This window comes from Rhizobium sp. F40D2, from assembly GCF_051810745.2.
Lineage (GTDB): Bacteria > Pseudomonadota > Alphaproteobacteria > Rhizobiales > Rhizobiaceae > Rhizobium.
This window is the reverse complement of record NZ_CM131436.1, coordinates 3,047,560-3,070,325: the sequence shown is the minus strand read 5'-3', so window position 1 is coordinate 3,070,325 and position 22,766 is coordinate 3,047,560. Positions and strand designations below refer to the sequence as shown.

Annotated in this window: 20 protein-coding genes and 1 other RNA gene; 8 read left to right on the top strand and 13 right to left on the bottom strand. The window is 61.8% G+C overall.

The features are described from left to right. Nucleotides 1–12: 12 nt before the first annotated feature. The 12 genes from ACS4RS_RS14675 to ACS4RS_RS14620 all read right to left on the bottom strand — a co-directional run bounded on the left by ACS4RS_RS14675 (nt 13) and on the right by ACS4RS_RS14620 (nt 12,337). The gene (locus ACS4RS_RS14675; RefSeq protein ID WP_439010390.1) at nt 13–1,452 is read right to left on the bottom strand and encodes a UDP-N-acetylmuramoylalanyl-D-glutamyl-2,6-diaminopimelate--D-alanyl-D-alanine ligase; all 1,440 of its coding nucleotides are present in this window, start codon (nt 1,450–1,452) and stop codon (nt 13–15) included. Beyond that, entirely contained in the window at nt 1,449–2,969 is a 1,521-nt protein-coding gene (locus tag ACS4RS_RS14670; protein ID WP_439010391.1) for a UDP-N-acetylmuramoyl-L-alanyl-D-glutamate--2,6-diaminopimelate ligase, read from the bottom strand. The genes ACS4RS_RS14675 and ACS4RS_RS14670 overlap by 4 nt, the downstream gene beginning before the upstream one ends. Before the next feature lie 6 nt (nt 2,970–2,975). Further along, a complete protein-coding gene (locus ACS4RS_RS14665; protein WP_439010392.1) occupies nt 2,976–4,736 on the bottom strand; it encodes a penicillin-binding transpeptidase domain-containing protein in 1,761 nt (586 codons plus the stop codon). Beyond that, complete coding sequence (gene ftsL / locus ACS4RS_RS14660; protein ID WP_439010393.1) at nt 4,736–5,209, bottom strand: cell division protein FtsL; 474 nt, start codon at nt 5,207–5,209, stop codon at nt 4,736–4,738. The genes ACS4RS_RS14665 and ftsL overlap by 1 nt, the downstream gene beginning before the upstream one ends. Before the next feature lies 1 nt (nt 5,210). After that, the gene (gene rsmH, locus ACS4RS_RS14655; protein ID WP_439010394.1) at nt 5,211–6,236 is read right to left on the bottom strand and encodes a 16S rRNA (cytosine(1402)-N(4))-methyltransferase RsmH; all 1,026 of its coding nucleotides are present in this window, start codon (nt 6,234–6,236) and stop codon (nt 5,211–5,213) included. A 17-nt stretch (nt 6,237–6,253) separates the two neighbouring features. After that, complete coding sequence (gene mraZ / locus ACS4RS_RS14650; protein WP_024320776.1) at nt 6,254–6,691, bottom strand: division/cell wall cluster transcriptional repressor MraZ; 438 nt, start codon at nt 6,689–6,691, stop codon at nt 6,254–6,256. 427 nt (nt 6,692–7,118) lie between these two features. Next, nucleotides 7,119–7,516: RNase P RNA component class A (gene rnpB / locus ACS4RS_RS14645), an RNA gene on the bottom strand. A 53-nt stretch (nt 7,517–7,569) separates the two neighbouring features. Further along, nucleotides 7,570–8,745, bottom strand: coding sequence for an FAD-dependent oxidoreductase (locus ACS4RS_RS14640; protein ID WP_439010395.1), 1,176 nt, complete (start codon nt 8,743–8,745; stop codon nt 7,570–7,572). 11 nt (nt 8,746–8,756) lie between these two features. Next, a complete protein-coding gene (locus ACS4RS_RS14635; protein ID WP_439010396.1) occupies nt 8,757–9,944 on the bottom strand; it encodes an FAD-dependent oxidoreductase in 1,188 nt (395 codons plus the stop codon). Nucleotides 9,945–10,082: 138 nt separating this feature from the next. Then, complete coding sequence (locus tag ACS4RS_RS14630) at nt 10,083–10,610, bottom strand: transglycosylase SLT domain-containing protein (RefSeq protein ID WP_439010397.1); 528 nt, start codon at nt 10,608–10,610, stop codon at nt 10,083–10,085. 261 nt (nt 10,611–10,871) lie between these two features. After that, nucleotides 10,872–11,633: an N-acetylmuramoyl-L-alanine amidase gene (locus tag ACS4RS_RS14625; RefSeq protein WP_439010398.1), complete on the bottom strand. Its 762-nt coding sequence runs from the start codon at nt 11,631–11,633 to the stop codon at nt 10,872–10,874. Then, entirely contained in the window at nt 11,630–12,337 is a 708-nt protein-coding gene (locus ACS4RS_RS14620; RefSeq protein WP_003593343.1) for a J domain-containing protein, read from the bottom strand. Before ACS4RS_RS14620 ends, ACS4RS_RS14625 begins: the two co-directional genes overlap by 4 nt. A 459-nt stretch (nt 12,338–12,796) precedes the next feature. Here ACS4RS_RS14620 and ACS4RS_RS14615 point away from each other — a divergent pair, with 459 nt between their 5' ends. From ACS4RS_RS14615 to ACS4RS_RS14605, 3 genes are all read left to right on the top strand, one after another. Further along, nucleotides 12,797–14,008: a pyrophosphate--fructose-6-phosphate 1-phosphotransferase gene (locus tag ACS4RS_RS14615; protein ID WP_439010399.1), complete on the top strand. Its 1,212-nt coding sequence runs from the start codon at nt 12,797–12,799 to the stop codon at nt 14,006–14,008. Between the two features lie 57 nt (nt 14,009–14,065). Then, a complete protein-coding gene (locus tag ACS4RS_RS14610; protein WP_439010400.1) occupies nt 14,066–14,701 on the top strand; it encodes a LysE family transporter in 636 nt (211 codons plus the stop codon). Nucleotides 14,702–14,816: 115 nt separating this feature from the next. Next, nucleotides 14,817–15,758 (top strand): transglycosylase SLT domain-containing protein, encoded by a 942-nt coding sequence (locus ACS4RS_RS14605; protein WP_449313701.1) that lies wholly within the window; start codon nt 14,817–14,819, stop codon nt 15,756–15,758. A gap of 30 nt (nt 15,759–15,788) precedes the next feature. On the opposite strand, the gene ACS4RS_RS14600 is transcribed toward ACS4RS_RS14605, so the two are convergent. Next, a complete protein-coding gene (locus tag ACS4RS_RS14600; protein ID WP_439010402.1) occupies nt 15,789–17,213 on the bottom strand; it encodes a serine hydrolase in 1,425 nt (474 codons plus the stop codon). A gap of 190 nt (nt 17,214–17,403) precedes the next feature. Between ACS4RS_RS14600 and ACS4RS_RS14595 the strand changes: the two genes are divergently transcribed. From ACS4RS_RS14595 to ACS4RS_RS14575, 5 genes are all read left to right on the top strand, one after another. Continuing rightward, a complete protein-coding gene (locus ACS4RS_RS14595; protein ID WP_439010403.1) occupies nt 17,404–18,648 on the top strand; it encodes a DUF3419 family protein in 1,245 nt (414 codons plus the stop codon). Continuing rightward, entirely contained in the window at nt 18,645–19,319 is a 675-nt protein-coding gene (locus ACS4RS_RS14590; protein ID WP_439010404.1) for a methyltransferase domain-containing protein, read from the top strand. The genes ACS4RS_RS14595 and ACS4RS_RS14590 overlap by 4 nt, the downstream gene beginning before the upstream one ends. 125 nt (nt 19,320–19,444) lie before the next feature. Continuing rightward, nucleotides 19,445–20,242, top strand: coding sequence for a GH25 family lysozyme (locus ACS4RS_RS14585; protein WP_439010405.1), 798 nt, complete (start codon nt 19,445–19,447; stop codon nt 20,240–20,242). An 81-nt stretch (nt 20,243–20,323) separates the two neighbouring features. Further along, on the top strand, nt 20,324–21,541 hold the full coding sequence (locus ACS4RS_RS14580; protein ID WP_439010406.1) for a lytic murein transglycosylase: 1,218 nt from the start codon (nt 20,324–20,326) through the stop codon (nt 21,539–21,541). A 132-nt stretch (nt 21,542–21,673) separates the two neighbouring features. Continuing rightward, the gene (locus tag ACS4RS_RS14575) at nt 21,674–22,579 is read left to right on the top strand and encodes an EamA family transporter (RefSeq protein WP_439010407.1); all 906 of its coding nucleotides are present in this window, start codon (nt 21,674–21,676) and stop codon (nt 22,577–22,579) included. Nucleotides 22,580–22,766 lie beyond the last annotated feature (187 nt).

Genomic DNA, 22,766 nt, shown 5'->3' with positions numbered 1-22,766 from the left:
TTGTTTACCCGATCAAAGTTCGCGTTGCGTCTCGGAAAATGGCGGGAACTTGTCAAGGAGCGCGGCAACGATCTTGCCGAAACCGATGCCCAGAGACGATTTCACCATCACCACGTCGCCTGGCGCGACCGAGTTCAATACATAATCCGTCAATTCGCCGGTGTTCTCGCGATATTCGACATGGACACTTTCCGGCAGTGATTCCTTGAGCGCGGCCATCTCTGCGCCGGCGAGCCAGACATGTTCGATGCCGGCCGCAAGTAGCGGCACGGCGAGGTCGGTATGGACCTTTTGCGCATACTCGCCCATTTCAAGCATGTCGCCCAGCACGGCGATACGGCGTCCGCGGCCGGTTGGCTCGGAGGCGGCAAGCAGTGCGATCGCCGCGCGCATCGAAGCCGGATTGGCATTATAGCTTTCGTCGATCAGCGTGAAGCTGCCGCTGCCGCTGCCGATAGAAAGCCGGTGGCGCTTGCCCCTGCCCTTTTCCGGCTTCAGCGTCGCCAGCGCTGCGATCGCCTTTTCCATGTCAGCGCCGACGATCCTGACGACCCCGAGCGCTGCGAGCGCATTCTCGGCGATATGGCGGCCGGGCGCGCCGATCGCGACCTCCAGCGTCTCACCGCCGATCGTCAGCCACAGCGTCGAATTCTCGTCGGCACCGTTGAATTCGGCGAGGCGGAATTCGGCCTTGGCATGCTGGCCGAAAGAATGGATATGCTCGATGCCGAGCGACTGTGCCGTTCGATCAAGGAAATTGAACTGGTCGTTGTCGCGGTTGAGCACGACATGGCCACCCGGTTCCAGCCCCTCGAAGATCTCCGCTTTGGCAGCAGCAATCTCCTTGATGTTCTTGAAATTGCCGAGATGGGCCGGCGCGATCGTCGTGATGATGGCGACATCGGGACGGATCATCTCAACCAGCGGCCGGATCTCGCCGGGATGGTTCATGCCGACTTCGAAGACACCGTAATCCGTATCGTCAGGCATGCGCGCCAGCGTCAGCGGCACACCCCAATGGTTGTTGAAGGAGGCGACGGAGGCATGCACCTTGCCGGAGGGCGACAGCACGTGCCGCAGCATTTCCTTGGTGGTCGTCTTCCCCACGGATCCCGTCACCGCGATGATCCGGGCCTTGGAGCGCTGGCGCGAGGCAAGGCCGAGCCGCTCGAGTGCTCCGAGCACGTCTTCCACGACGATCATCGGCACCGTCAGGCGGCCCATGGCCGGAAGCCTCGCCTCACTGACGACGAGAAGGGATGCGCCGTTCGCCGTCGCCATCGATGCGTAGTCGTGACCGTCGACACGGTCGCCCTTGATCGCGAAGAAGGCCTCGCCTGGAGCAATCGAACGGCTGTCGATGGAAATGCCGGTGATACCCTCTGGCAGGGTGCCGAAAGGGCGCCCCGCCATGGCTGCGATCATATCTTCGGTCGTCCAGAGCCAGCTCAAGATTGCAGTTCCTCCAAGGCCTTGCGCACCTCCGCATGATCGGAGAACGGCAGGGTAACGCTGCCGATCGTCTGACCTTCCTCATGCCCCTTGCCGGCGACGATCAGCGTATCGCCCGATCGCAGCATGCCCACAGCCTCGCGGATTGCCGTGGCGCGATCGGCGATTTCCGAGGCGCCTGATGCTGCCGCCATGATCTCGGCCCGGATCGCGGCCGGCTCTTCCGAGCGCGGATTATCGTCGGTGACGATAACGACGTCGGCAAGTCGGCAGGCGATTTCACCCATGATCGGCCGTTTGCCGCGATCGCGGTCACCGCCACAGCCGAAGACGACAACGACGCGGCCGGTGGTGAAGGGCCGGACCGAGCCCAGCACATTTTCCAGCGCGTCAGGCTTATGAGCGTAGTCGACATAGGCGAGCGCGCCATCTTTCGTATGGCCGACCAGTTCGAGGCGGCCGGACGCGCCGACGAGCTTCTCGAGCGCGGCCATAGCGACCTTGGCCGCAACGCCGGTCGACATGGCAAGGCCAGCGGCGACCAGTGCGTTGGCGACCTGGAAATCGCCGGCCAGCGGAATATCCACCTCGAAAATCTCGCCGTCGATATGGATCTCGGCGGTCTGCTTATGGCGAAAGTGCTCGACACGTTTCAACGTGAGGTAATCGCCCTTGCGCCCGACGGTGCGCACATCATGACCGGCGTCGGCGGCAACCTTCACCGCCTGCGCCGACCATGGATCATCGGCGAAGATCACTGCCGGCGCACCCTTCGGCAGCAGCGTATCGAAAAGCCGCATCTTGGCGGCCATATAGGCTTCGATCGTGGGATGATAATCCATGTGGTCGCGGCCGAGATTGGTGAAGGCGGCGGCGGCAAGCTTGACCCCGTCGAGCCGGCTCTGGTCGAGGCCGTGGCTGGAAGCCTCCATCGCCGCATGCGTGACACCGTCGTCGGCAAGTTCGGCGAGCAGCTTGTGCAGCGACACCGGATCGGGCGTCGTCAGCGCACCATATTCGTTGCGCGTCGGCGAAACGACGCCGGTTGTGCCGATCATCGCCGCCGCATGGCCCGCATGCGCCCAGATCTGCCTGACGAAGGAGGCGACGGAGGTCTTGCCCGCCGTGCCGGTGACGGCGACCATGGTCTCTGGCTGCCTGCCAAAGAAGCGCGAGGCGGCGATCGAAAGGAAACGGCGGGGCTCCTTGACAGCAAGCACCGGGATGGAGGCCTCGACGGCCTGGGAAGCAATCGCGACGGCGGCACCCCGGCCGGCGGCATCGGCGATGAAGCCCGCGCCGTCCGCCTTGGTGCCGGCGACAGCGACGAAAGCATTGCCCGGCGCCACATTGCGGCTATCCGAAGACAGGCCTGAAATATCAAGCAAGCCTGCCGGGCCTTCGAGCTGTGCTTCAATTTCCGGAAACTGATCTCCGGCCAGGTGTCGCAATTTCATCGAATGCACTTTTCTCTCTTGAAGCCGGTCCACCCCTCGCGAATCGGCGTCGATATTCATTCACACTCAATAAGACACCAGCAAGGCCGATCCGCCCTCCCCGAATTTCGGCTCGATGCCGAGAATGGGGGCTGCGCGGCTGATGATTTCGCGGGCGATCGGGCCTGCGGTACCGGCAGAGATCGTTCCGCCATATTGCTTTTCGCCGGTCTTCGGCTCGTCGCAGAAGGTGATCACAGCATATTTTGGATCGTTGATCGGGAATGCGGCAATGAAGGAGTTGAAGTTCAGGGTCGCGGAATAACGGCCGTTCACCACCTTGTCGGCCGTACCGGTCTTGCTGCCGACGGCAAAACCCGGCACGCGGGCGACGCGGCCCGATCCCTTGTATCCGTTGAAATCGAGCAGATAGCGGATTTCGTCGCTGGTCGTTTTTTTGATGACCTGGGTCGCGATCTGATCGGCCTGCTCGCGGCTGCGCGGCAGGAATGTCGGCTCGATCAGCTTGCCGCCATTGACGAGAGCGGCGGCCGCCACCCCGGTCTGCAGCGCCGTCGTCGAGACGCCGTGGCCGAAGGAAATCGTGATCGAATTGATCTTCTTCCACACCCTCGGCTGGCTCGGCATCTTCACCTCAGGCAGTTCTGTCTGCATCTTGGTCAGTAGGCCGAACTTGGTCAGATAGTCTTTCTGCGCGTCGATGCCGACGATGTCGATGACGCGCGCCGTGCCGATATTCGACGAATACTGGAAAATCTCGGGCACAGTCAGCCAGCGGCGCTGCCCGTGGAAATCGTGGATGGTGAAGCCGCCGATATAGATCGATTTGCTGGCATCGAAGCTGTCGGTCATCTTCACTTTGCCGGAGTCGAGCGCCATTGCCAGCGAAAAGGTCTTGAAGGTCGACCCCATTTCGAAGGTGCCGTTGGTCATCCGGTTGAGCCAACCATCTTTGGCCCCTTCCTGCGGATCGTTGGGATCGAAATCCGGTGCCGAGGCCATGGCCAGCACTTCCCCGGTATGCACGTCGATAACGGCAGCACCCGCCCCCTTGGACTGGAAGTTGTTGACGGCGTTGACGACCGCATCCCGGACGATGTTCTGCACACGTAGGTCGATCGAAAGCCGCACGGGCTCGAGCGGCTGGTCGCTGGTCATGCCGACCGAGGCGAGGTCGGCAAGCCCCTGATCGTCGATATATTTCTCCATGCCGGCCACACCGCGGTTGTCGATATTGACGTAACCGAGGATATGCGCGGCGGTCGAACCGCCCGGATAGAAGCGGCGCTTCTCCGGCCGGAAGCCGATGCCGGGAATGCCGAGTGCCAGGATTTGGCTCTGCTGCTTCGGCGTCAGCTGCCGGCGCAGCCAGGCGAAATGCGAGGTCTTGACCGAGAGCTTCTTATAGGTATCCCGGACGTCGAGCTCTGGCAGAACAGTCGCAAGCTTCTCGACCGCCTCGTCGGCATCCACGATCTTGTTGGGTTCGGCAAACAGCGAGACGGTACGGATGTCGGTCGCCAGCACTTCGCCGTTGCGGTCGAGAATGTCGGGGCGCGAGGCCATCAGCCGATCGGGCGGCAGGATGCTGGAGACGACCTCCTGATCCTTCATCGCATATTCGACGAGGCGGCCGCCGATGACGACATAGACACCCATGAATCCGAGGATCAGCAGGCCGACGCGGCTTTTTGCCTGCCCTGATTTTTTCTTGCGGGATCCCTCGATTGCCAGGCCGACGGGGGAAGGACCGCCGAAACGATTGTAGACGCCGGCGGAGAAATGCGCCTGGCTCTTCAAGACCATGATGCGGGAAAGAAACGACATTATTCTACCGACCCCGTTTCGATTTCGTCTGCATCATCTTCCGGCTCGGCGCGCGGCGCGGGCTTTGGAACGGGTTGCGCCTTCATCGTGGCCGCCGCGCCGGCCAGGGTCGTACCTTTGCCGCTGGCCTCGGTCGCGCCTTTGGCGCTGGCCTTGGCCTCCGTCACCTCGGGCACAGGAACCTCGGATTTCAGCATCGGCAATTCCTTGGCGTGCACCAGCGCCGTCGATTGCGTCGGCTGCAACTGCAACTCGTCATCATAGGCCTTGACCAGCCGCTCCAGCCGGTTCGGCTGCGATTGCAGCGCCCAGTCGGCCTTGAGAAGGTCGATTGTGTCCTCCTCGAGCTTGATCTCCGCTTCGAGGCGATGAACCTCCTCGAGCTTCAATTCGGCGCGATGTTTGATCGTGTAGGTGACGGCGGCGGTGGCCGTCATAACGCCGACGAGCACGAGATCGAACGTTCTCAGCATATCAACCTCCAAGCTTTCCGAGACTGGCGAGATTGGGAAACCCGAAGAGCGACATATCCGAAACTTCAGCGGCGGCCTCCGTCCTGAGGCCGGCGCGCAGCTTGGCGGAGCGGGCGCGCGGATTAACCTCCGCCTCCGCCTCGCTTGCCGAAACCATCGGCTTGCCGATTGCCGCGAAAGTTGCCGCCCTCTCATGCGCGACCGGCAAATGCCGCGACCCCGACGCCTTGCCGGCGCGGTCGGAGAAGAATTTCTTGACGATGCGATCTTCGAGCGAATGAAAGGTGACGACGACGAGCCGGCCGCCCGGCTTCAGCGCCACCTCCGCTGCAAACAGCGCCTGTGCGAGTTCACCAAGCTCGTCATTGACGAAGATGCGCAAGGCCTGGAAGACGCGCGTTGCCGGATGGATCTTGTCCTTCATCTTGCGTGGGGTGACCAGCTCGATGAGACCTGCAAGATCGCGTGTCGTCTCGAACGGCTTTTCCTCGCGACGCTTCTCGATCGCATGCGCGATGCGCGGCGCCTGACTTTCCTCGCCGAGAAAATGGAAGATGCGGATGAGATCGGCGACCTTGGCGCGGTTGACGACATCGGCCGCCGAAACGCCTGCGGCCGACATACGCATGTCGAGCGGCCCGTTCTTCTGAAAGGAGAAACCGCGCTCGGCCTCATCGATCTGCATGGAGGAAACGCCGATATCGAGGACGACGCCATCGAGCCCGCCTTGCGGCGCATGATCGGCAAGATGCGAGAATTGCGAATGAACGAGCTTGAGACGGCCACCATGGGCGGCAACCATTGCCTGGCCCGATGCAATCGCCATCGGATCGCGGTCGAGCGCGATCACCTCGGCGCCAGCCGCAAGAATGGCGGAGCTGTAACCACCAGCACCGAAGGTACCGTCGAGGATGAGCTTGCCGGGCGCGGGCGCCAGTGCTGAAAGCACTTCATCAAGAAGAACAGGAATGTGACGAACCGGTCCGCCACCGGCATCAGTTGAACCTCCGCCAGGATTCGCCACCATTCCGTTCCCTCGTTCTTTCAGGAACGCTTGCCCGCCAGCTTGCGCTCCCCTCGTGCCTGCGCCTGCGCAGCCACAAAAGCCTGCGGCTGCCAAAGCTGAAAATGATCCGCCCGACCGACGAAGGTCACTTCGTCCGAGATGCCGGTAAAGCCGCGAATGAAATCCGTGACCATCAGCCGCCCCTCGGCGTCGAGCTTCATGAAGACCCCGCCTCCATGAATGAGAAGCGACATCTCGTTCGCGTCCGGCGAAAACGGATCCTCCGCCGCAATCTGCCGTTCGAATCTTTCGAGAAGATCCGGACCGCCGACGCTGATCGCCGGAAACACAAAGTCCTGGAAGCAATAGAGCTCCTGAACATTGCGCTGCGCCAGCACGGAACGGAACGCCGAAGGCACGGAAACCCTGCCCTTGGCATCGATCCTGTTGGTCGCATTCGAAAGGAAGCGGCTCATCACACGAAACATCCGTTCCCGCAGGGATCCGGACCAAAAGACGCCCGAAACTCCCGATATCAGGCACAGCTTCGCAAGCCGGATGAGCAAAAACCCCTCCGACGCTTCCGGAGAGGAAGACGCCTTTGCTTTGCGATGAATGGGCAGGTGATTGCCCTGGTGCAGTGCGCATTTGGGATAGCATGGGACCATATGGGCGTCAATGGGATACGCCCATTTTGCAACAGACGCATGATCAAAAATTTATAAGCTGTTAAGTTTAACAAAGAGTTAGGATCGCCCTGTCGCGATGGTCGAGCAGCGGTGCTTTTGCAAAAAGAATTTTCAACAGGCGGATTGCATGAGCATCCACTTGAAAACCTTCGATTTCAGCGGCTTACGGGGAAGTGATTCCTGAAATCGGGGCTTGATCGCGCCACAAAAGTTAATCGCCAGTTGGCCTGTAAGCCGGGTTCTGTATGGCTCCGGCGTGAACCGGAACGTGGCAGCCATTCCTCTGGGACAGCGTTCGCACGCTGCCTCGCGCAACCCACCCGGATGACTGGCCTGGAAACCGGCCGGAAGGCCTTTCGGCCTGCCGCGTCATCCCTATTCGGTCTTGCTCCCGGTGGGGTTTACCGTGCCATTTCCGTTGCCGGAGATGCGGTGGGCTCTTACCCCACCCTTTCACCCTTACCTGTCATGACAGGCGGTTTGCTTTCTGTGGCACTTTCCCTGAGGTCGCCCTCGCCGGACGTTATCCGGCACCGTGTTTCCGTGGAGCCCGGACTTTCCTCACCCTACCGCCTTTCGGCATTGATAAAGCGCGGCTGCCCAGCCAACTGGCAGGGGTCCCATAAACGACAGAGACGGCAATTGCCACCGAAATCAAAATTTATCTAGCGAAATTGCGGTGTGAAATCCGTAGAGTAGCCCTGCTCGCTGATTCTGCCTGACAAAAGCAGCTCGGCCCCAAGCCGACCGATTTCGTCCGAGCTCTTGGCCGAGGTGCCGGCGCAGCCCGTCAGTACCGCGATTTCAGGCGATGAGGTGTAGCCGATCATCGGGTAGCCGCTTTCCGTCTGCGAGACGACGCAGGCCGCCGTCGAAATCGAGAACGGCGCCAAGTCGGGCACGAGACCTTCGACGATGCGTTCGTGATAGGCGCGCACGCTCTCGCGTCCCTCGGTTTTGAACCAGGCGCGCATCGCCACCGCGTCGCCGAGCGCCAGGTCATCGGGGTCGCCGCCGATCTTCAGGTAGAATTTGCCGTCGGGATAACGGATCGGCGGCAGCAGATAAATATGGGTACCGGGCACATTCAGAATGAGCGACGGCATGGTCGCAAGGCGCGCCGCGTCGGCTTCGCTCACTTCGAAAAGCGTGACGGTCCGACCATAAACCGTCATGGCAACGGGCTTCGGCAACAGATTCTCTGCAATGGAAAATCCGCCCGCAGCCAGCAGCACCTTTTCACCGCGATAGCTCCGACCGCCTGCGGTCTCGACGACGGCCGATCCGCCCTCGCTGCGGATCGAGACGACATGGTCGCGAATGACGGCAGCACCCGCCTTTTCGGCCAGCAGCGACTGCGCCTTCACCAGCTTGCGCGGACTGATATGCCCGGCCCCACTCGCCTCAAAGACGCCGGCGGCGCCATCGGGGAAGGCAAAGAATGGAAACGTCGCCTTCAGCCCAGCCGCGTCGATGACGCCGGTCTCGACGCCGAGCGAAACGGCCGCCTGCCGGGTTTTTTCGAGATAATCGCCTCGATCAGCGCCAACGACGACGCAGCCGGCCTCGCGATAGAAGTCGATGCCGCTGTCGCGGACGATCTCGCCATAGCGGCCGATCGAGCGGTTGGCGAGCAGCGCCCAGTTGCGGTCGGGATCGATGGTGCGGGTGATGCGCCCCTCGTCGTAATGGCTGGCAAAGACGCCCTGATGCGCCTTGCGATCATCAGGCTCGTCCGGACCGATCACCGCCACGCCATCCACCTGTCGCGCCAGATGCCGCGCCGCCGCAGCGCCCATCAGCCCGCGGCCGACGACGATATATTTGAAATCGACTGTCATGATGCTCCCTTTCAGGCAAAGACCGGCGTCAGCTCGCCGCCGAAATCCTTGTCGCCGAGCGCCCCTTCGGCCAGAAGCACGGCTCCCAATCGTCCCAGCTCGTCGGAGGATTTGGCCGCGACGAAATTGCCGCCGGTGAGCACCGCGATGCGCGGCGACTGCGTAAATCCGGCATAGGGATAACCGGTTGGCGTGAAATTCGCCACGCACGGCCCAGAGGTAACCGGGCAGCCGGCAAGTGCCGGCATCAACGCCAGCGCGACGCGGGAGAGATGCTCGCGCTCGGCCACGCTGCCATCAGAACGGAACCACGCGCCGACATCCTCCAGCTCTCTGAAAGAAAGCATCTCGGTATCGCCGCCGAGCTTCAGATAGGTCTTGCCGTCGGGATAACGCACCGGCGGCAGGATATAAATGTGGTCCTCCTCCCGCTCGCCGAGCACGATCGTCGACGGCATATCGCCGAAGATTGCCATCTCGCGCTCGCCGATCTCGTAGAAGGCGACCGTGCGCGCCATCACCCTGGTATCGACGGGACGCGGCAGCAGGGCGTGGAAATTGCTGAAACCGCCGGCAGCGACCAGCACGCGCTCGGCGCTGTAGCTTCTGTCGCCGGCCGTCACTTCGACATGGGAACCGGCGTCGCGCAGGGACGTCGCGGTTGCCTCGATCAGCGAGACGCCGCCCTGTTCGGCAAGCTTCGCCTGCGCCCGTACCAGCGCCCGCGGATTGACGTGGCCGGCGCGCTTGCGCTCGAAATATCCGGTGAATTCAGGATTGACGGCAAGATACGAAAAACGCTGGCGAAGGTCCGACGGCGCGATGGTCTCGATATCGCTGCCGAGCGTCCGGCTGACGGTTAGCGCCCGGTTGATATAGTCCTGCTCATCCTTGGGCGGCGGACCGGCAAAGAGGCAGCCGACTTCAGAATAGAAGGAAATGCCGCTCCTTGCCTCGATCTCGCGGTAGCGGTCGAGCGCACGGGCAGCGAAACTTCCCCAGGCCAGATTGCCGTCGAAGGTGCGGGTGATGCGCGCTTCGTCGTAATGGCTGGCGAATATCCCATGATGGGCCTTGCGTTGCTCCGGCTCGCGCGGGCCGATCAGCGCAACGCCGTCGGCCATTAAGGCGAGATGCCGTGCAGCAGCCGCCCCCATCATGCCGCGCCCGATGATGATGAACCTGAAATCGACTGCCATATCTAACCCCGTCTCGAGGTGGCCTAACCTCATTCTCGAGGTGGCCCACCTCGTTTCAGGTGGGGATATCACGGCAAGCATCCTGATTCATATCGCAAAAATGCCGGAAGAATTTTCGCCGGGCGCGTCCGGCGAAGCTCAGTCGAGCATCGCCAGCACCTTGCCGCAATAGGTCTTCGACACCGGGTTCATGCGCGTGGCGGCATGGCCGGCATTGTATTTCAGGATCGTGTTGCAGGTCTGCCCGCCGCCAAGCTGATGGGCGGCCGCCAGGTATTTCATCCCGTATTTGATGTTGGTCTCCGGATCGAACAGGCCCTTCCTCGTGCCGGAATAGCCCATCATCCGCGCCGTCGCCGGCTTGATCTGCATCAGCCCGATTTCGCCGGCGCTGCCGCGGGCCTTCGGATTGAAATTGCTCTCGACACGCACGACGGCCTGGGCGAGCGCGACCGGCACGTCGTATTCAGCGGCATATTTATTGATCAGCGCGGCATAGGGAACGCTGGCGGAAAAATCGGGCATGGCATAGCCGCTCTGGCGATCGACGGTTTTCAGCGGGATGGTTTGGGCCCTGGCACCCCAGTCATCATCAGCCAAGGCAAAACTATATCCCGCCAGCAGCATGCCAACGCATGCCGCAGCACCAACAATCATATTCTTCATGTAGTCTATTCACTCCGACCCATAGAATTGCAGGACTGCGCGCCTCGCCGTCATCCGGATATACGCGATCAAGGACTGACCGCGTTCCGCAGCAATTCTTATCGTTTCATTTGGCGCTCATCGTTACACTTGGAAAATCCGTGAGCGCTGTTCAGCGGGCGTTCTTAAACCATCGCAATGAGGAGATAATAGGGAAATGATGTGGCGAGGCGGCTTTCTCGCCGGCCGCGGAATTATCGGCCGGAACTCGGCCTCTTCCGCTCAGGAATACCGCGGCAGCGCCGACAGCAGCCGGTGCAGCGTGTCGATCGTCGAGAAATCGGCGATGCCATCCACCCGTTCAGGCCGGAAATGGCGCTGGAAAGCTTCCACGTCACCCGCCGTCTTTTCGGAAAATTGGCCCGTAATTTCAGTGCCGTAACCATAGAGGGACAGCATCGACTGCAGCGCTTCGACAGGCTGGCCGGCATCACCCTGGTGGAAAAAGCGCCCGCCGGTGATCGTTGCCGGCTCGACCCAGTGCCCGATGCCCGCCCTGTGGAGCTCGGCCCAGGGGAATTTTTCACCTGGATCGACCTTGCGGATCGGGGCGACATCGGAGTGCCCCAGGACCCGTTCCGGCGCGATCGACCAACGTTTGACACAGTCGCGACACAATTCGATCACCGCGGCGATCTGCTCTTTAGGGTAATCGGGAAGCCCGCCGGGATGGCCGGCATTGGCGATCTCGATGCCGATCGACAGCGAATTGATATCCGTCTCGCCGTGCCAACTGCTCTTTCCCGCGTGCCAGGCACGCCGCACCTCCGGCACGAGCTGCACCACCTCGCCGTTCTCATGCACGAAATAGTGGCTGGAAACCTGGCTCTCGGCGCGACAGAGCCAGTCGAGCGCGCCGACAGCCGTCGGCATGCCGGTATAGTGCAACAGGATCATGTCCGGACAGCGCCCGTCCGCGCGCTCGCCGTGGTTTGGCGAGGGCTGCACGCGGGCGCTCCCGCAGTCCGCCTCGAAAGAGGTCATGCGGCGCGGCGTTCCTTCTCGATCGCCGCATAGGCCGCGTTCAGCGCGGCCATGCGCTCATTGGCGATGACGTGGAACTCCTTCGGCACGCCGCGCGAGATCAGCCGGTCGGGATGGTGTTCGCTGACGAGCCCATGATAGCGGCGGCGGATGGTCGGGAAATCGTCCGAGGGCAACACACCGAGCACCTTGTAGGGATCGCCGCCTGTGGAGACGTGACGGGCGGCGATCTGCTCGAAGCGCGTCTCGCTCATCTGGAAGATCTCGCCGATATGGCTGAGGAAATTCAGTTCCTTCTCGTGGATCAGCCCATCGGCCTTGGCGATATGGAAGAGACCGTCGAGCACGTCTTCGAGCACGGTGCAATTGGCCGCACAGGTAACGCAGAGCGTCGAGAGCCGTTCGGCATAGGCTTCGTAGCCGGCCACGTCCTGGCGTGCGAGGTTGTAAAGCCTGGCGACGTTCTTTGCCTGGTCCTGTGGGAACTCGAAGATTTCGCGGAAGGCTTCGACCTCCTTCTCGCTGACGATGCCGTCGGCCTTGGCCATCTTGGCCGACAGCGCGATGATCGCCACGGAGAAGGCCACCTTGCGCCGGGTCTCAGGATCGCCTTCGAAAACCGTTCGGATAGCCTCGACTACCGCAGACAGCGCATTGCCCGCGGTATTGCCAATGGCATTCAACAGTTTTTCCCAGAAGGACATCGAAATCTCTCGCACGCTTGTCAACTTATATGCAGATAGCTTGACCAAAGAATCGTAGCCTTTGCAAGGCGACTATTGGTCGTAGGGCCGAACACAGTTTTCACGATTTGGTAATTGTCGCACCGCAGCAAAGGTTCCTCCTGCGCTCGGCACCTCCGCTTTGCGGCGCACTGCGCCAGCAATTTCCACAAGAGTTCTCGGCAGCCAGAACCGGCTTGAAACGATTATATCAGCTCTTCCGATCGCAACGCGGCAGAAAGGCGCTTTTTCGTAAATTCTTTACTTTACAGGCTCCCTTCCCTGCCGCATCCATGCGCTCATGCATGTCGCCCGGAAGTGTGCAGCGGGTCCGGGATAACGACATCCATGAAAACAATGCGCTAAGGCGCGTCGCTTGAATCGAATTCGAGGCGACGCCTGTAGCTGACGCCGCCGCACGGAAACGCCATAGGAGGGATCATGGCCAAGCAGAAAGTCGCAATGCTGACCGCCGGAGGCCTGGCGCCCTGTCTTTCCTCCGCCGTCGGCGGACTCATCGAACGATACAGCGACATCGCCCCCGACCTCGATCTCGTCGCCTACAGGTCCGGCTACCAGGGCGTATTGCTCGGCGACAGCATCGAGATCACCCGCGAGATGCGCGAAAAGGCGCCGCTGCTGCATCGTTATGGCGGCTCGCCGATCGGCAACAGCCGCGTCAAGCTCACCAATGCCGCCGACTGCGTCAAGCGCGGCCTGGTCAAGGAAGGCGACAACCCGCTGCGGGTTGCCGCCGAACGCCTCGCCGATGACGGCATCACCATTCTCCACACGATCGGCGGCGACGACACCAACACCACCGCTGCCGACCTTGCCGCCTATCTGGCCGCCAACGGCTACAACCTGACCGTCGTCGGTCTGCCGAAGACCGTCGACAACGACGTCGTGCCGATCCGCCAGTCGCTCGGCGCCTGGACGGCCGCCGAAGTCGGCGCGCATTTCTTCGATAATGTCGGCAACGAGCAGACGGCCGCTCCCCGCACCCTCGTCATCCATGAGGTCATGGGCCGCCATTGCGGCTGGCTGACCGCCGCAACCGCCCGCGCCTATCTCCAGCTCACCAGCCGCAACCAATATGTCGACGGCCTGATGATGGACGCGCATCTGAAAAGCATCGACGCCGTCTACCTGCCTGAAATGGCCTTCGACCTCGATGCCGAGGCCGCCCGCCTGAAGGAAAGCATGGACCGCAACGGCCACGCCACGGTCTTCGTCTCTGAAGGCGCCTGCCTCGATGCCATCGTCGCGGAGCGCGAAGCCGCCGGCGAGACCGTCAAGCGCGACGCCTTCGGCCACGTGAAGATCGACACGATCAATGTCGGCGCCTGGTTCCAGAAGCAGTTCGCCAGCCTGTTGAACGCCGAACGCTCGCTCGTGCAAAAATCGGGCTATTTCGCCCGCTCGGCGCCTGCCAACAGCGACGACCTCAGGCTGATCCAGAGCATGGTCGATCTCGCCGTCGAAAGCGCGCTCAACAAAGTCTCCGGCGTCACCGGCCACGATGAAGCGCAGAATGGTAAATTGCGCACTATAGAATTCCCGCGCATCAAGGGCGGCAAGGCTTTTGACCTGTCGACGGCATGGTTTGCCGAAGTCATGGACAATATAGGCCAGAAATACAAAGAAGCGTGATTGACGGATGGTTAATATGATGTCTTTGCTTGTTCCTGAGGAATAGGAGGAGACACCATGTCACTTGAAGCTTGGCTGGCTTTTGCGGCCGCATCCGCCATCATGCTGGCCATACCGGGACCGACGATACTGCTCGTCGTTTCCTATGCGCTCGGTCATGGACGCAGGACTGCGTTTGCGACGGTGAGCGGCGTGGCGCTCGGTGACTTCACCGCGATGACGGCGTCTCTCTTCGGTCTCGGCGCCGTCCTCGCCGCCTCCGCCACCCTCTTCACCGTCTTGAAGTGGATTGGCGGCGCCTACTTGATCTGGCTGGGAATCAAGCTCTGGCGGGCTCCTGTCATCGGCGAACCGGTTGCCGACAACGACAATCTGCCGGAAGAGAAATCGCTCAAGATCTTCCTCCACGCCTATGTCGTCACCGCCCTTAATCCGAAGAGCATTATCTTCTTCGTCGCCTTCGTGCCGCAGTTCCTCAATCCGGCCCTGCCCTTCCTCGGCCAGATGGCAATCATGGAAGCGACCTTCCTCGTTCTGGCGATCCTCAACGCTTCCGCTTATGCGTTTCTTGCCAATACCGCGCGCGGACTGATTCGCAAGGCGAGCGTCCAGCGGGCTGTAAACCGTACGGGCGGGACCCTACTGATCGCTGCAGGCGCCGTAACCGCCGGGTATCGCCGTATTGCAGCCTAGAAATATTCCGTGGTTGCCGGAATGCCACGAATAGGTTAATGGGGTCGTCGGATTTAAGCTTTTTAGTAACTTTTATAACGCTGCCGGGGCGGCGCGATTTCACGAAAGTGGCGGAATGGTAGCGATCGGATTGTCCGGCCTAAAACGCAGTCTTGTCGTTTCGACGATACTCTGCTGTGGCGTGATGACCGGATGCGCCAGCGTCGAATACACCTCTCAGGCCGAACTGACAGCCGCTCAGACCGTGGTGCCGATGCCGAAACCCGGCGAAGACGCCACACTCGCCGCGATCCCGACAGCCGAAGGCGCAGCCGGTCAGGTTGCCGGTGCCGTCATTCCCCAGACATCCCCCTCCTTGACCGCAACGGCGATGCCGACCGTGACAGCCTCTCAGCCTGGCGATCTCGCCACGCAGCCAGGCATCCAGCCGGCAGCCTACGCGCGGATCCCGCTGACGCCCGAGATGACGGCGATCCAATCCGTGGTGCCGACGCCGCGTCCGGGAGCCCCAGCACAGCCGACGACGCAGCTTGCCTTTGCCGCGACACCGCAGAACGGCGCGCTTGCAGCCCTTGCCGCAGTCGACACCACCCCGCGTGCCAGCATGGATTACGGCTTCGACGAATCCGGGCCGATCGATCCGCCGACGGCGCCGCCGATGTTCAGCGACGACGACAAGGACGATGCGCCGACGGTCGAAAAGAGCTTCGTCACCAAACTCATTCAGAAATATTCGAAGCTCTACGAAATTCCCGAGACGCTGCTCCATCGCATCGTCCATCGCGAGAGCCGCTACAATCCGAAGGCCTACAACAAGCGCGGCTATTTCGGCCTGATGCAGATCAAGTACAACACTGCCAAGTCCATGGGCTATGACGGCGCCCCGGGCGGTCTCTTCGATGCCGAGACCAACATCAAATATGCCGCGAAATATCTGCGCGGCGCCTGGCTCGTCTCCGACAGCAAGGAAGACGATGCCGTGCGTCTCTATGCGCGCGGCTATTATTACGACGCCAAGCGCAAGGGCATGACCGACATCGCCCAGGGCAACTATTAAACAATAAACGACTGAAACGACGGAAGCCGCCTATGGCTGCGGCTGCGCGCGCTGTTGCGAGCCGGCCTGCTGTTGCGGCGCGCCCGTTTGCGGCAAGGCCGCCAGAACAGCCTTGAGAAGCGTCTGCGGCTGATAGCCGAGCCAGCTCGGCGTCAGGCCGAGCCTGATGACAACCAGATCGGCGGACGGTACGATCGCCATGCTCTGCCCGTCATGCCCCGTCAGCCAGAACGTATCCTCGGGCAGCCCGAATTTTGCACTCGGGCCGCCGGGCGCAAGCCAAGCTTGGCCCTGCGTATAGCGGCCGTTCGACGCTGCCGTCGGCGTGCGCATGGCGCCGACGAAACCTTCCGGGAGCAGCCGCTGGCCGTTCCAGACACCGTCTTGCAGCAGGAACTGCCCGAAACGCGCCCAGTCATGCGCCGTCGCATAGAGATAGGAACTTCCGGCAAACGTGCCGCGCGCATCGAGTTCGAAGACGGCGCTCGTCATGCCGAGCGGTGAAAACAGCGCGTCGTCGGGATAGGAAAAGGCTGCCTGTGCATTGCCGACCCTGTCCATCCAGATGCGTGACAAGAGCACCGCCGTGCCGCTCGAATAGCGGAAGCGTTTGCCCGGCTCCGCCTCCATCGGTGCGTTGGCCGGCAGCGATACCATGTCGGGATCGAGATAGAGCATGCGCGTCACATCGGCGACATCACCATAATCCTCGTTGAAGGCAAGGCCGCTCTCCATGCCGAGCAGATCGGAGACCTTGATCCTGGCACGCCCGTCATTCTTCCACTGCGCCAACAGATTGTCGTCGTCGAAGGAGATCTTACCGTCGAGCATCAGTCGGCCGACAATCGCAGCATTCACCGTCTTCGTCATCGACCAGCCGATCAGCGGCGTCTTCGCCGAAAAGCCGGGGCCATAGGCTTCGGCGACGATGCGGCCGTTAAGCACCACGACAATCGCCCGCATTGCCGGGCCGGCCACGCTCTCATCGGCAAGCAGCGCGGCAATCTTCCCCTCCGGCGGGTCCCCGATGCCCTCGCCCTGCGGCCACAACGCCTCGTTCGCCTCCACCCTGGCCGGAGTATCGAAAGGCACCGCATTCGCCGCCGCCTCGAAATTGCCGTCCGGCACGCTCATGCAGCCGAAAGCGCCGCGATAGAGCGCATAACTCGGCGCAAACAGCCCCATGAAGCGCGCCGTCACACGGTCGTTGTCGCGGTCGACGCTGACGCGCACCAGCCGCAGCAGCGGATTTCCGGGCGCCTGGACATCATCCTCAAGCACCTCCTCGGCCTCCCGGCCGGCGATGAAGACATTGGAACAAACGATCTTGGCGGCATAGCCGTCGCCGACACGCAGCAGTTCCGGCGGCTGCACGAAGAGCCAGCCGCCGGCGCCGATGACGACCAGCACGATAAGGAGAGCAAGCGCCTTCAGGATACGCAGAACAAATCGCATGGCATTCCTCCATGCCGGGAGAGAAGCAGGAATCGCACACGCCGGAAAGAGGCCACAGCGAAGAAGGGCCGTCACTGCGATCACTTTACCAAGAGGGCGATCTCTCCGCAGAACGGTGCCCACAGCCCACGTCATCAAACTGTAGCAGTGGCGCGCTACACGCCCTGAACGCTAAAAAGGTGACAGACTCATGTCAGAATTTGCACCGGATGCCGGCTTCCGCAAGAACCGGAAACTCAAGGACGCCCTTCTCCGCCACAAGGCTTTTTCGAAGGAAGGTTTTTCCGAGCGTCTCTTCGGCCTCCTCTTCTCCGGCCTCGTTTATCCGCAGATCTGGGAGGATCCGGATCTCGACATGCAGGCGATGGAGCTGAAGCCCAACCATCGCATCGTCACCATCGGCTCCGGCGGCTGCAACATGCTCGCCTATCTCTCCAAGGCGCCGGCCTCGATCGACGTCGTCGATCTCAACCCGCACCATATCGCGCTGAACCGCCTGAAACTTGCCGCCTTCAAGCACCTGCCGGATCATGCCGATCTCGTCCGTTTCCTGGCCATGCCGAACGAGAAGTCGAATAGCCGCGCCTACGACCGGCATCTCGCCGTCAAGCTTGACGAGGCGACCCGCAGCTATTGGAACGGCCGCAAGTTCGGCCGCCGCCGTGTCACTGTCTTCGACCGCAACATCTACGAGACCGGCCTGCTCGGCCGCTTCATCGGCGCGGCCCATCTTCTTGCCCGCCTGCATGGCGTCAAGCTGCGCGAGATGACCAAGACCCGCTCGATCCGCGAGCAGCGCCAGTTCTTCGAAGAACAGATCGCGCCGCTGTTCGAAAAGCCGGTGGTGCGCTGGATCACCGGCCGCAAGAGCTCGCTCTTCGGCCTCGGCATCCCGCCGCAGCAATATGACGAGCTCGCAAGCCTCGCCGCCGATCATTCGATCGCACCGGTGCTGAAGCACCGCCTGGAAAAGCTCGCCTGTCATTTCCCGATGCGCGACAATTATTTCGCCTGGCAGGCCTTCGGCCGCCGCTACGGCACCCAAGAGGAAGGCCCGCTGCCGACCTATCTGAAGCCCGAGCACTATGAAGTGATCCGCGCCAATGTCGACCGCGTCAACGTCCACCATGCAAGCTTCACCGAGCTTCTGGCCCGCGAGCCGGCCGCCTCGCGCGACCGCTACATCCTGCTCGACGCGCAGGACTGGATGACGGAGGAGCAGCTGGACGACGTCTGGCGGGAAATCACCCGCACGGCGCGTGAAGGCGCCCGCGTGATCTTCCGCACTGCCGCCGAGAAGAGCATCATCGAAGGCCGCCTGTCACCCTCGATCCGCGACCAGTGGGATTACTTCGAGGAGAAGTCGCGCGAACTGACGGCGCTCGATCGTTCGGCGATCTACGGCGGCTTCCACATTTACGGGAAGAAGGCGTGAGCAAGGTCAGCACCGAGACGGCAGGAAAGAGCGGCGAACATGCCAGCCTGATGGATGGCATGTACCGCTACCAGCGCCATATCTACGATCTGACGCGCAAATATTACCTTCTCGGCCGCGACAGCACGATCCGCAATCTCGACGTGCCCGAGGGCGGCACCCTGCTTGAAGTCGGCTGCGGCACCGGCCGTAACATGGCCTTCGCCCATCGGCATTTCCCGACGGCCAAGCTGTTCGGCCTCGACATTTCTCAGGAAATGTTGTTTTCGGCACGCAAGACCTTCGCCACCAGGGCGACGATCCCGGAATTCCGCGTCGCCGACGCCACCGCCTTCACGCCGCGCGACTTCGGCGTCAGCGGCTTCGACCGCATCGTGATCTCCTATGCCCTGTCGATGATCCCGGACTGGGAGCGCGCCGTCGATGCGTCGATTGCCGCACTCAACCCCGGCGGTCAGTTGCACATCGTCGATTTCGGCCAGCAGGAAGGCCTGCCCGGCTGGTTCCGCCGCATGCTGCAGTCATGGCTCGCAAAATTCCACGTCACCCCGCGCTCCGATCTGCGCGAGGTCCTGGAAGCGCAAGCCCATGAAAACAACGCGAGATTGTTGTTCGATACCGTCGGCGGCGGTTATGCCTGGCGGGCGGCCATTATCAGCAAGCGCTCATAATTCGCTTGAAACTAACCGATTTTTTACGTTGATATGGTGAAAAGAGGGTTATCCTCTGCCGACTCGTCTTTTTCGAAGGTCAGGCTGTGGGGCAAAGAGATCATTCGGTTCACGACGGGATGCCCATGCGCCGGCTTTTGTTTTGCGTTCTGCCTCTGGCCATTCTTCTGGCAAGCTGCTCCTCTTCTGGCCACGACTATCTCGAAACAGCATCGATTAAGCCGAAGACGCGCTTCAAGGACACCGATCCGCAGGATTTCGGCCCGAAGCATCCGCAGCAGAACCAGGTCCACGGCATCGATATCTCCAAATGGCAGGGCGATATCGACTGGGCGACGGTGAAAAATTCCGGCGTCGGCTTCGCTTTCATCAAGGCGACCGAAGGCAAGGACCGGGTTGATCCGCGCTTCGACGAATACTGGCGCGAGGCCCGAGCCGCCGGCATCCCGCATGCGCCCTACCATTTCTACTATTTCTGCTCTTCAGCCGATCAGCAGGCCGACTGGTTCATCCGCAACGTGCCGAAGGAGGCGATGCGCCTGCCGCCGGTGCTCGACGTCGAATGGAACGCCGAATCGAAGACCTGCCGCTACCGTCCCGACCCGGAAACGGTGCGCGCCGAAATGCAGCGTTTCATGGACCGGCTGGAGGCCTATTACGGCAAGCGCCCGATCATCTACACCTCAGTCGATTTCCACCGCGACAACCTCGCCGGTTACTTCCAGGATTATCATTTCTGGGTGCGTTCGGTGGCAAAACACCCCGAAGTGACCTATTCCGACCGCCGCTGGGCCTTCTGGCAATATACCTCGACCGGCGTCATTCCCGGCATCAGCGGTCCCACCGATATCAATGTCTTTGCCGGCAGCGCAAAGAACTGGAACAATTGGGTTGCGGCCGTTTCCAAGGATAGAAATTCTTAGTAACGTCTTATGATGTTTCTTGCTTCTGTCACATTCCTCTGTGAAAGCGACGGCAATCTGTTTGATATAAGGACCGCATCCATGCACCGCTCGCTCGCAAGCCGCTCTGCACTCGCCCTCCTGTTTGCCCTCGCGCTTGCCAGCGGCGCAGCCGCCCAGCAAGCGCCGGACGCGGCCCCGGCCGCGCCCTGTGGCGGCGATCTGTCCGCCTTCCTTGAAGGCGTCAAGAAGGATGCAATTGCCGCCGGCGCCAGTGCGGCAGCCGCCGACACAGCCCTTGCCGGCGCCGAGATCGACCCCAAGGTTCTGAGCCGCGATCGAGCCCAGGGCGTCTTCAAGCAGACCTTCCTCGAATTCTCCCAGCGCACCGTCAGCCAAGCCCGCCTCGACATCGGCCGCCAGAAGATGAAGCAATATGCCGACGTCTTTGCCCGTGCCGAGCAGGAATTCGGCGTTCCCGCAGGCGTCATTACCGCCTTCTGGGCGATGGAAACCGATTTCGGCGCCGTCCAAGGCGATTTCAACACCCGCAACGCCCTGGTGACACTGTCGCATGACTGCCGCCGCCCGGAGCTCTTCCGCCCGCAACTGATCGCCCTCATCGAGATGGTCCAGCACGGCGACCTCGACCCCGCAACCAATACCGGCGCCTGGGCTGGCGAGATCGGCCAGGTGCAGATGCTGCCGCGCGACATCATCGCCTATGGCATGGACGGCGACGGCGACGGCCATGTCCGCCTGAAGCAGAGCGGCCCGGACGCCATCCTGACGGCGGCGAAATTCATCCAGCATCTCGGCTTCGAGCGTGGCCAGCCCTGGCTGCAGGAAGTCACCCTGCCCGACAATCTGCCCTGGGAGAAATCCGGCCTCGGCGGCACGATGACGGCAGGCGAATGGTTCGCGCTCGGCGTCAAGCCGCGCGACGGCAACACCGCCTTCGGCAACCTGGAAGGCGACCTGGTGCTGCCGCAGGGCCGCATGGGACCGGCCTTCATCGCCTACCCGAATTTCAAGATCTATCTCGAATGGAACAAGTCGTTCATCTACACGACCTCGGCCGCCTATTTCGGGACCCGGCTTTCCGGCGCTCCGACCTATCTCAAGGGCGTGCCGGAACAGGGGCTCGCCAACGACCAGATGAAGACGCTGCAGACCAAGCTGCAGTCGCTCGGTCATGATGTCGGCGAGATCGATGGCATCCTCGGCTCCGGCACGCGTGTCGCGATCCAGAAGGAGCAGCAGCGCCTCGGCATGCCGGCCGACGGCTGGGCAACGCCTGCCCTCCTCAACGCTCTCTAATCGCCGCCGACACCTCACCGCCCCCTATTTCGCAAGAAACGGGTGGCGCAGTCCGCCGTATGGCCTAAGCATCAGTCCTGGAAACCGCTCCCGGTTTTCGGTAAACGAGCGGCTTGCGGTGGAGGAACCGGCGTGGATAGCAGAATGAATGCGTGGACCTGGAGCCTGCTGGTCCTGCTCGGCCTGATCTGGGGCGCCTCCTTCTTCTTTGCCCGCATCGCAGTCCAGCATGTGCCGCCGCTGACCCTGGTCTTTCTCAGGCTGCTGGTTGCAGCGCTGGCGCTACATGTCTATATCGCCGGCCGTTTCGACGTCTATTCGATCCTCAAGGCCCGCTGGCGCGAATTCCTGATCCTCGGGCTCATCAACAATGCCCTGCCGCATGCGCTGATCTTCTTTGGCCAGACCCGCATCGGCGCCGGCCTTGCGGCGATCCTGAACGCAACGACACCGATCTGGACAGTGCTCATTGCCAATTACTTCACCGCCGACGAGAAGCTGTCATCGGCAAAAATCGCCGGCTGCCTCGTCGGTCTCGCCGGAACGATCGTGCTGATCGGTCCTGGCATCTCGGCCGGCGGCGAGGCGCCGCTCTGGGCGCTGCTGCTCCCCGTGCTTGCCGCCATCTCTTATGGTTTCGCCGCCACCTACGGCAAACGTTTCAGGAATGTTCCGGCCCCGGTCACCGCTACCGGCCAGTTGACCGCCTCTTCGCTGATCGCGCTGCCGCTGTCGCTGCTCGCCGATCGCCCTTGGACCCTGGCCGCGCCGCCGCTGGATGCGCTGCTTGCCATCCTGGCGCTGGCGCTGCTCTCGACGGCGTTCGGCTATATCCTCTATTTCCGGATCATGGCGGCAGCCGGCGCCACCAACGCCTCGCTCGTCACTCTGCTGGTGCCGCCGAGCGCCATCCTTCTCGGCGTGCTTTTCCTTGGTGAAAGGCTCACGTCAGGTGAATTTGCCGGCATGGCGCTGATCGGTTTCGGCCTCGTCATTCTCGACGGCCGCGCCTATCGCCTGCTAGCGAAGACCACCTGATATCGGTTGTGAATTCCACGTGTTTTCAACCGGTTGGCCGCTCGCCATGTTTTCGGCGCATAGGTAAACTGGTAATCGCCGGATTTAACGGCACGTTAAAATCTGTGAACAAAAATTTATCGAATATAATCGATTAGTTTCAACGGCTTGCCGAGATGTTCTTCGATTTTTCCACCGCGCCCTTCGG

Coding starts and splice junctions, on each gene's coding strand:
- ACS4RS_RS14670 (WP_439010391.1), bottom strand. CDS start 2,969: ATGAATATCGACGCCGATTCGCGAGGGGTGGACCGGCTTCAAGAGAGA.
- ACS4RS_RS14665 (WP_439010392.1), bottom strand. CDS start 4,736: ATGTCGTTTCTTTCCCGCATCATGGTCTTGAAGAGCCAGGCGCATTTC.
- ftsL (WP_439010393.1), bottom strand. CDS start 5,209: ATGCTGAGAACGTTCGATCTCGTGCTCGTCGGCGTTATGACGGCCACC.
- rsmH (WP_439010394.1), bottom strand. CDS start 6,236: ATGGTGGCGAATCCTGGCGGAGGTTCAACTGATGCCGGTGGCGGACCG.
- mraZ (WP_024320776.1), bottom strand. CDS start 6,691: ATGAGCCGCTTCCTTTCGAATGCGACCAACAGGATCGATGCCAAGGGC.
- ACS4RS_RS14640 (WP_439010395.1), bottom strand. CDS start 8,745: ATGACAGTCGATTTCAAATATATCGTCGTCGGCCGCGGGCTGATGGGC.
- ACS4RS_RS14635 (WP_439010396.1), bottom strand. CDS start 9,944: ATGGCAGTCGATTTCAGGTTCATCATCATCGGGCGCGGCATGATGGGG.
- ACS4RS_RS14630 (WP_439010397.1), bottom strand. CDS start 10,610: ATGAAGAATATGATTGTTGGTGCTGCGGCATGCGTTGGCATGCTGCTG.
- ACS4RS_RS14625 (WP_439010398.1), bottom strand. CDS start 11,633: ATGACCTCTTTCGAGGCGGACTGCGGGAGCGCCCGCGTGCAGCCCTCG.
- ACS4RS_RS14620 (WP_003593343.1), bottom strand. CDS start 12,337: ATGTCCTTCTGGGAAAAACTGTTGAATGCCATTGGCAATACCGCGGGC.
- ACS4RS_RS14615 (WP_439010399.1), top strand. CDS start 12,797: ATGGCCAAGCAGAAAGTCGCAATGCTGACCGCCGGAGGCCTGGCGCCC.
- ACS4RS_RS14610 (WP_439010400.1), top strand. CDS start 14,066: ATGTCACTTGAAGCTTGGCTGGCTTTTGCGGCCGCATCCGCCATCATG.
- ACS4RS_RS14605 (WP_449313701.1), top strand. CDS start 14,817: ATGGTAGCGATCGGATTGTCCGGCCTAAAACGCAGTCTTGTCGTTTCG.
- ACS4RS_RS14600 (WP_439010402.1), bottom strand. CDS start 17,213: ATGCGATTTGTTCTGCGTATCCTGAAGGCGCTTGCTCTCCTTATCGTG.
- ACS4RS_RS14595 (WP_439010403.1), top strand. CDS start 17,404: ATGTCAGAATTTGCACCGGATGCCGGCTTCCGCAAGAACCGGAAACTC.
- ACS4RS_RS14585 (WP_439010405.1), top strand. CDS start 19,445: ATGCGCCGGCTTTTGTTTTGCGTTCTGCCTCTGGCCATTCTTCTGGCA.
- ACS4RS_RS14580 (WP_439010406.1), top strand. CDS start 20,324: ATGCACCGCTCGCTCGCAAGCCGCTCTGCACTCGCCCTCCTGTTTGCC.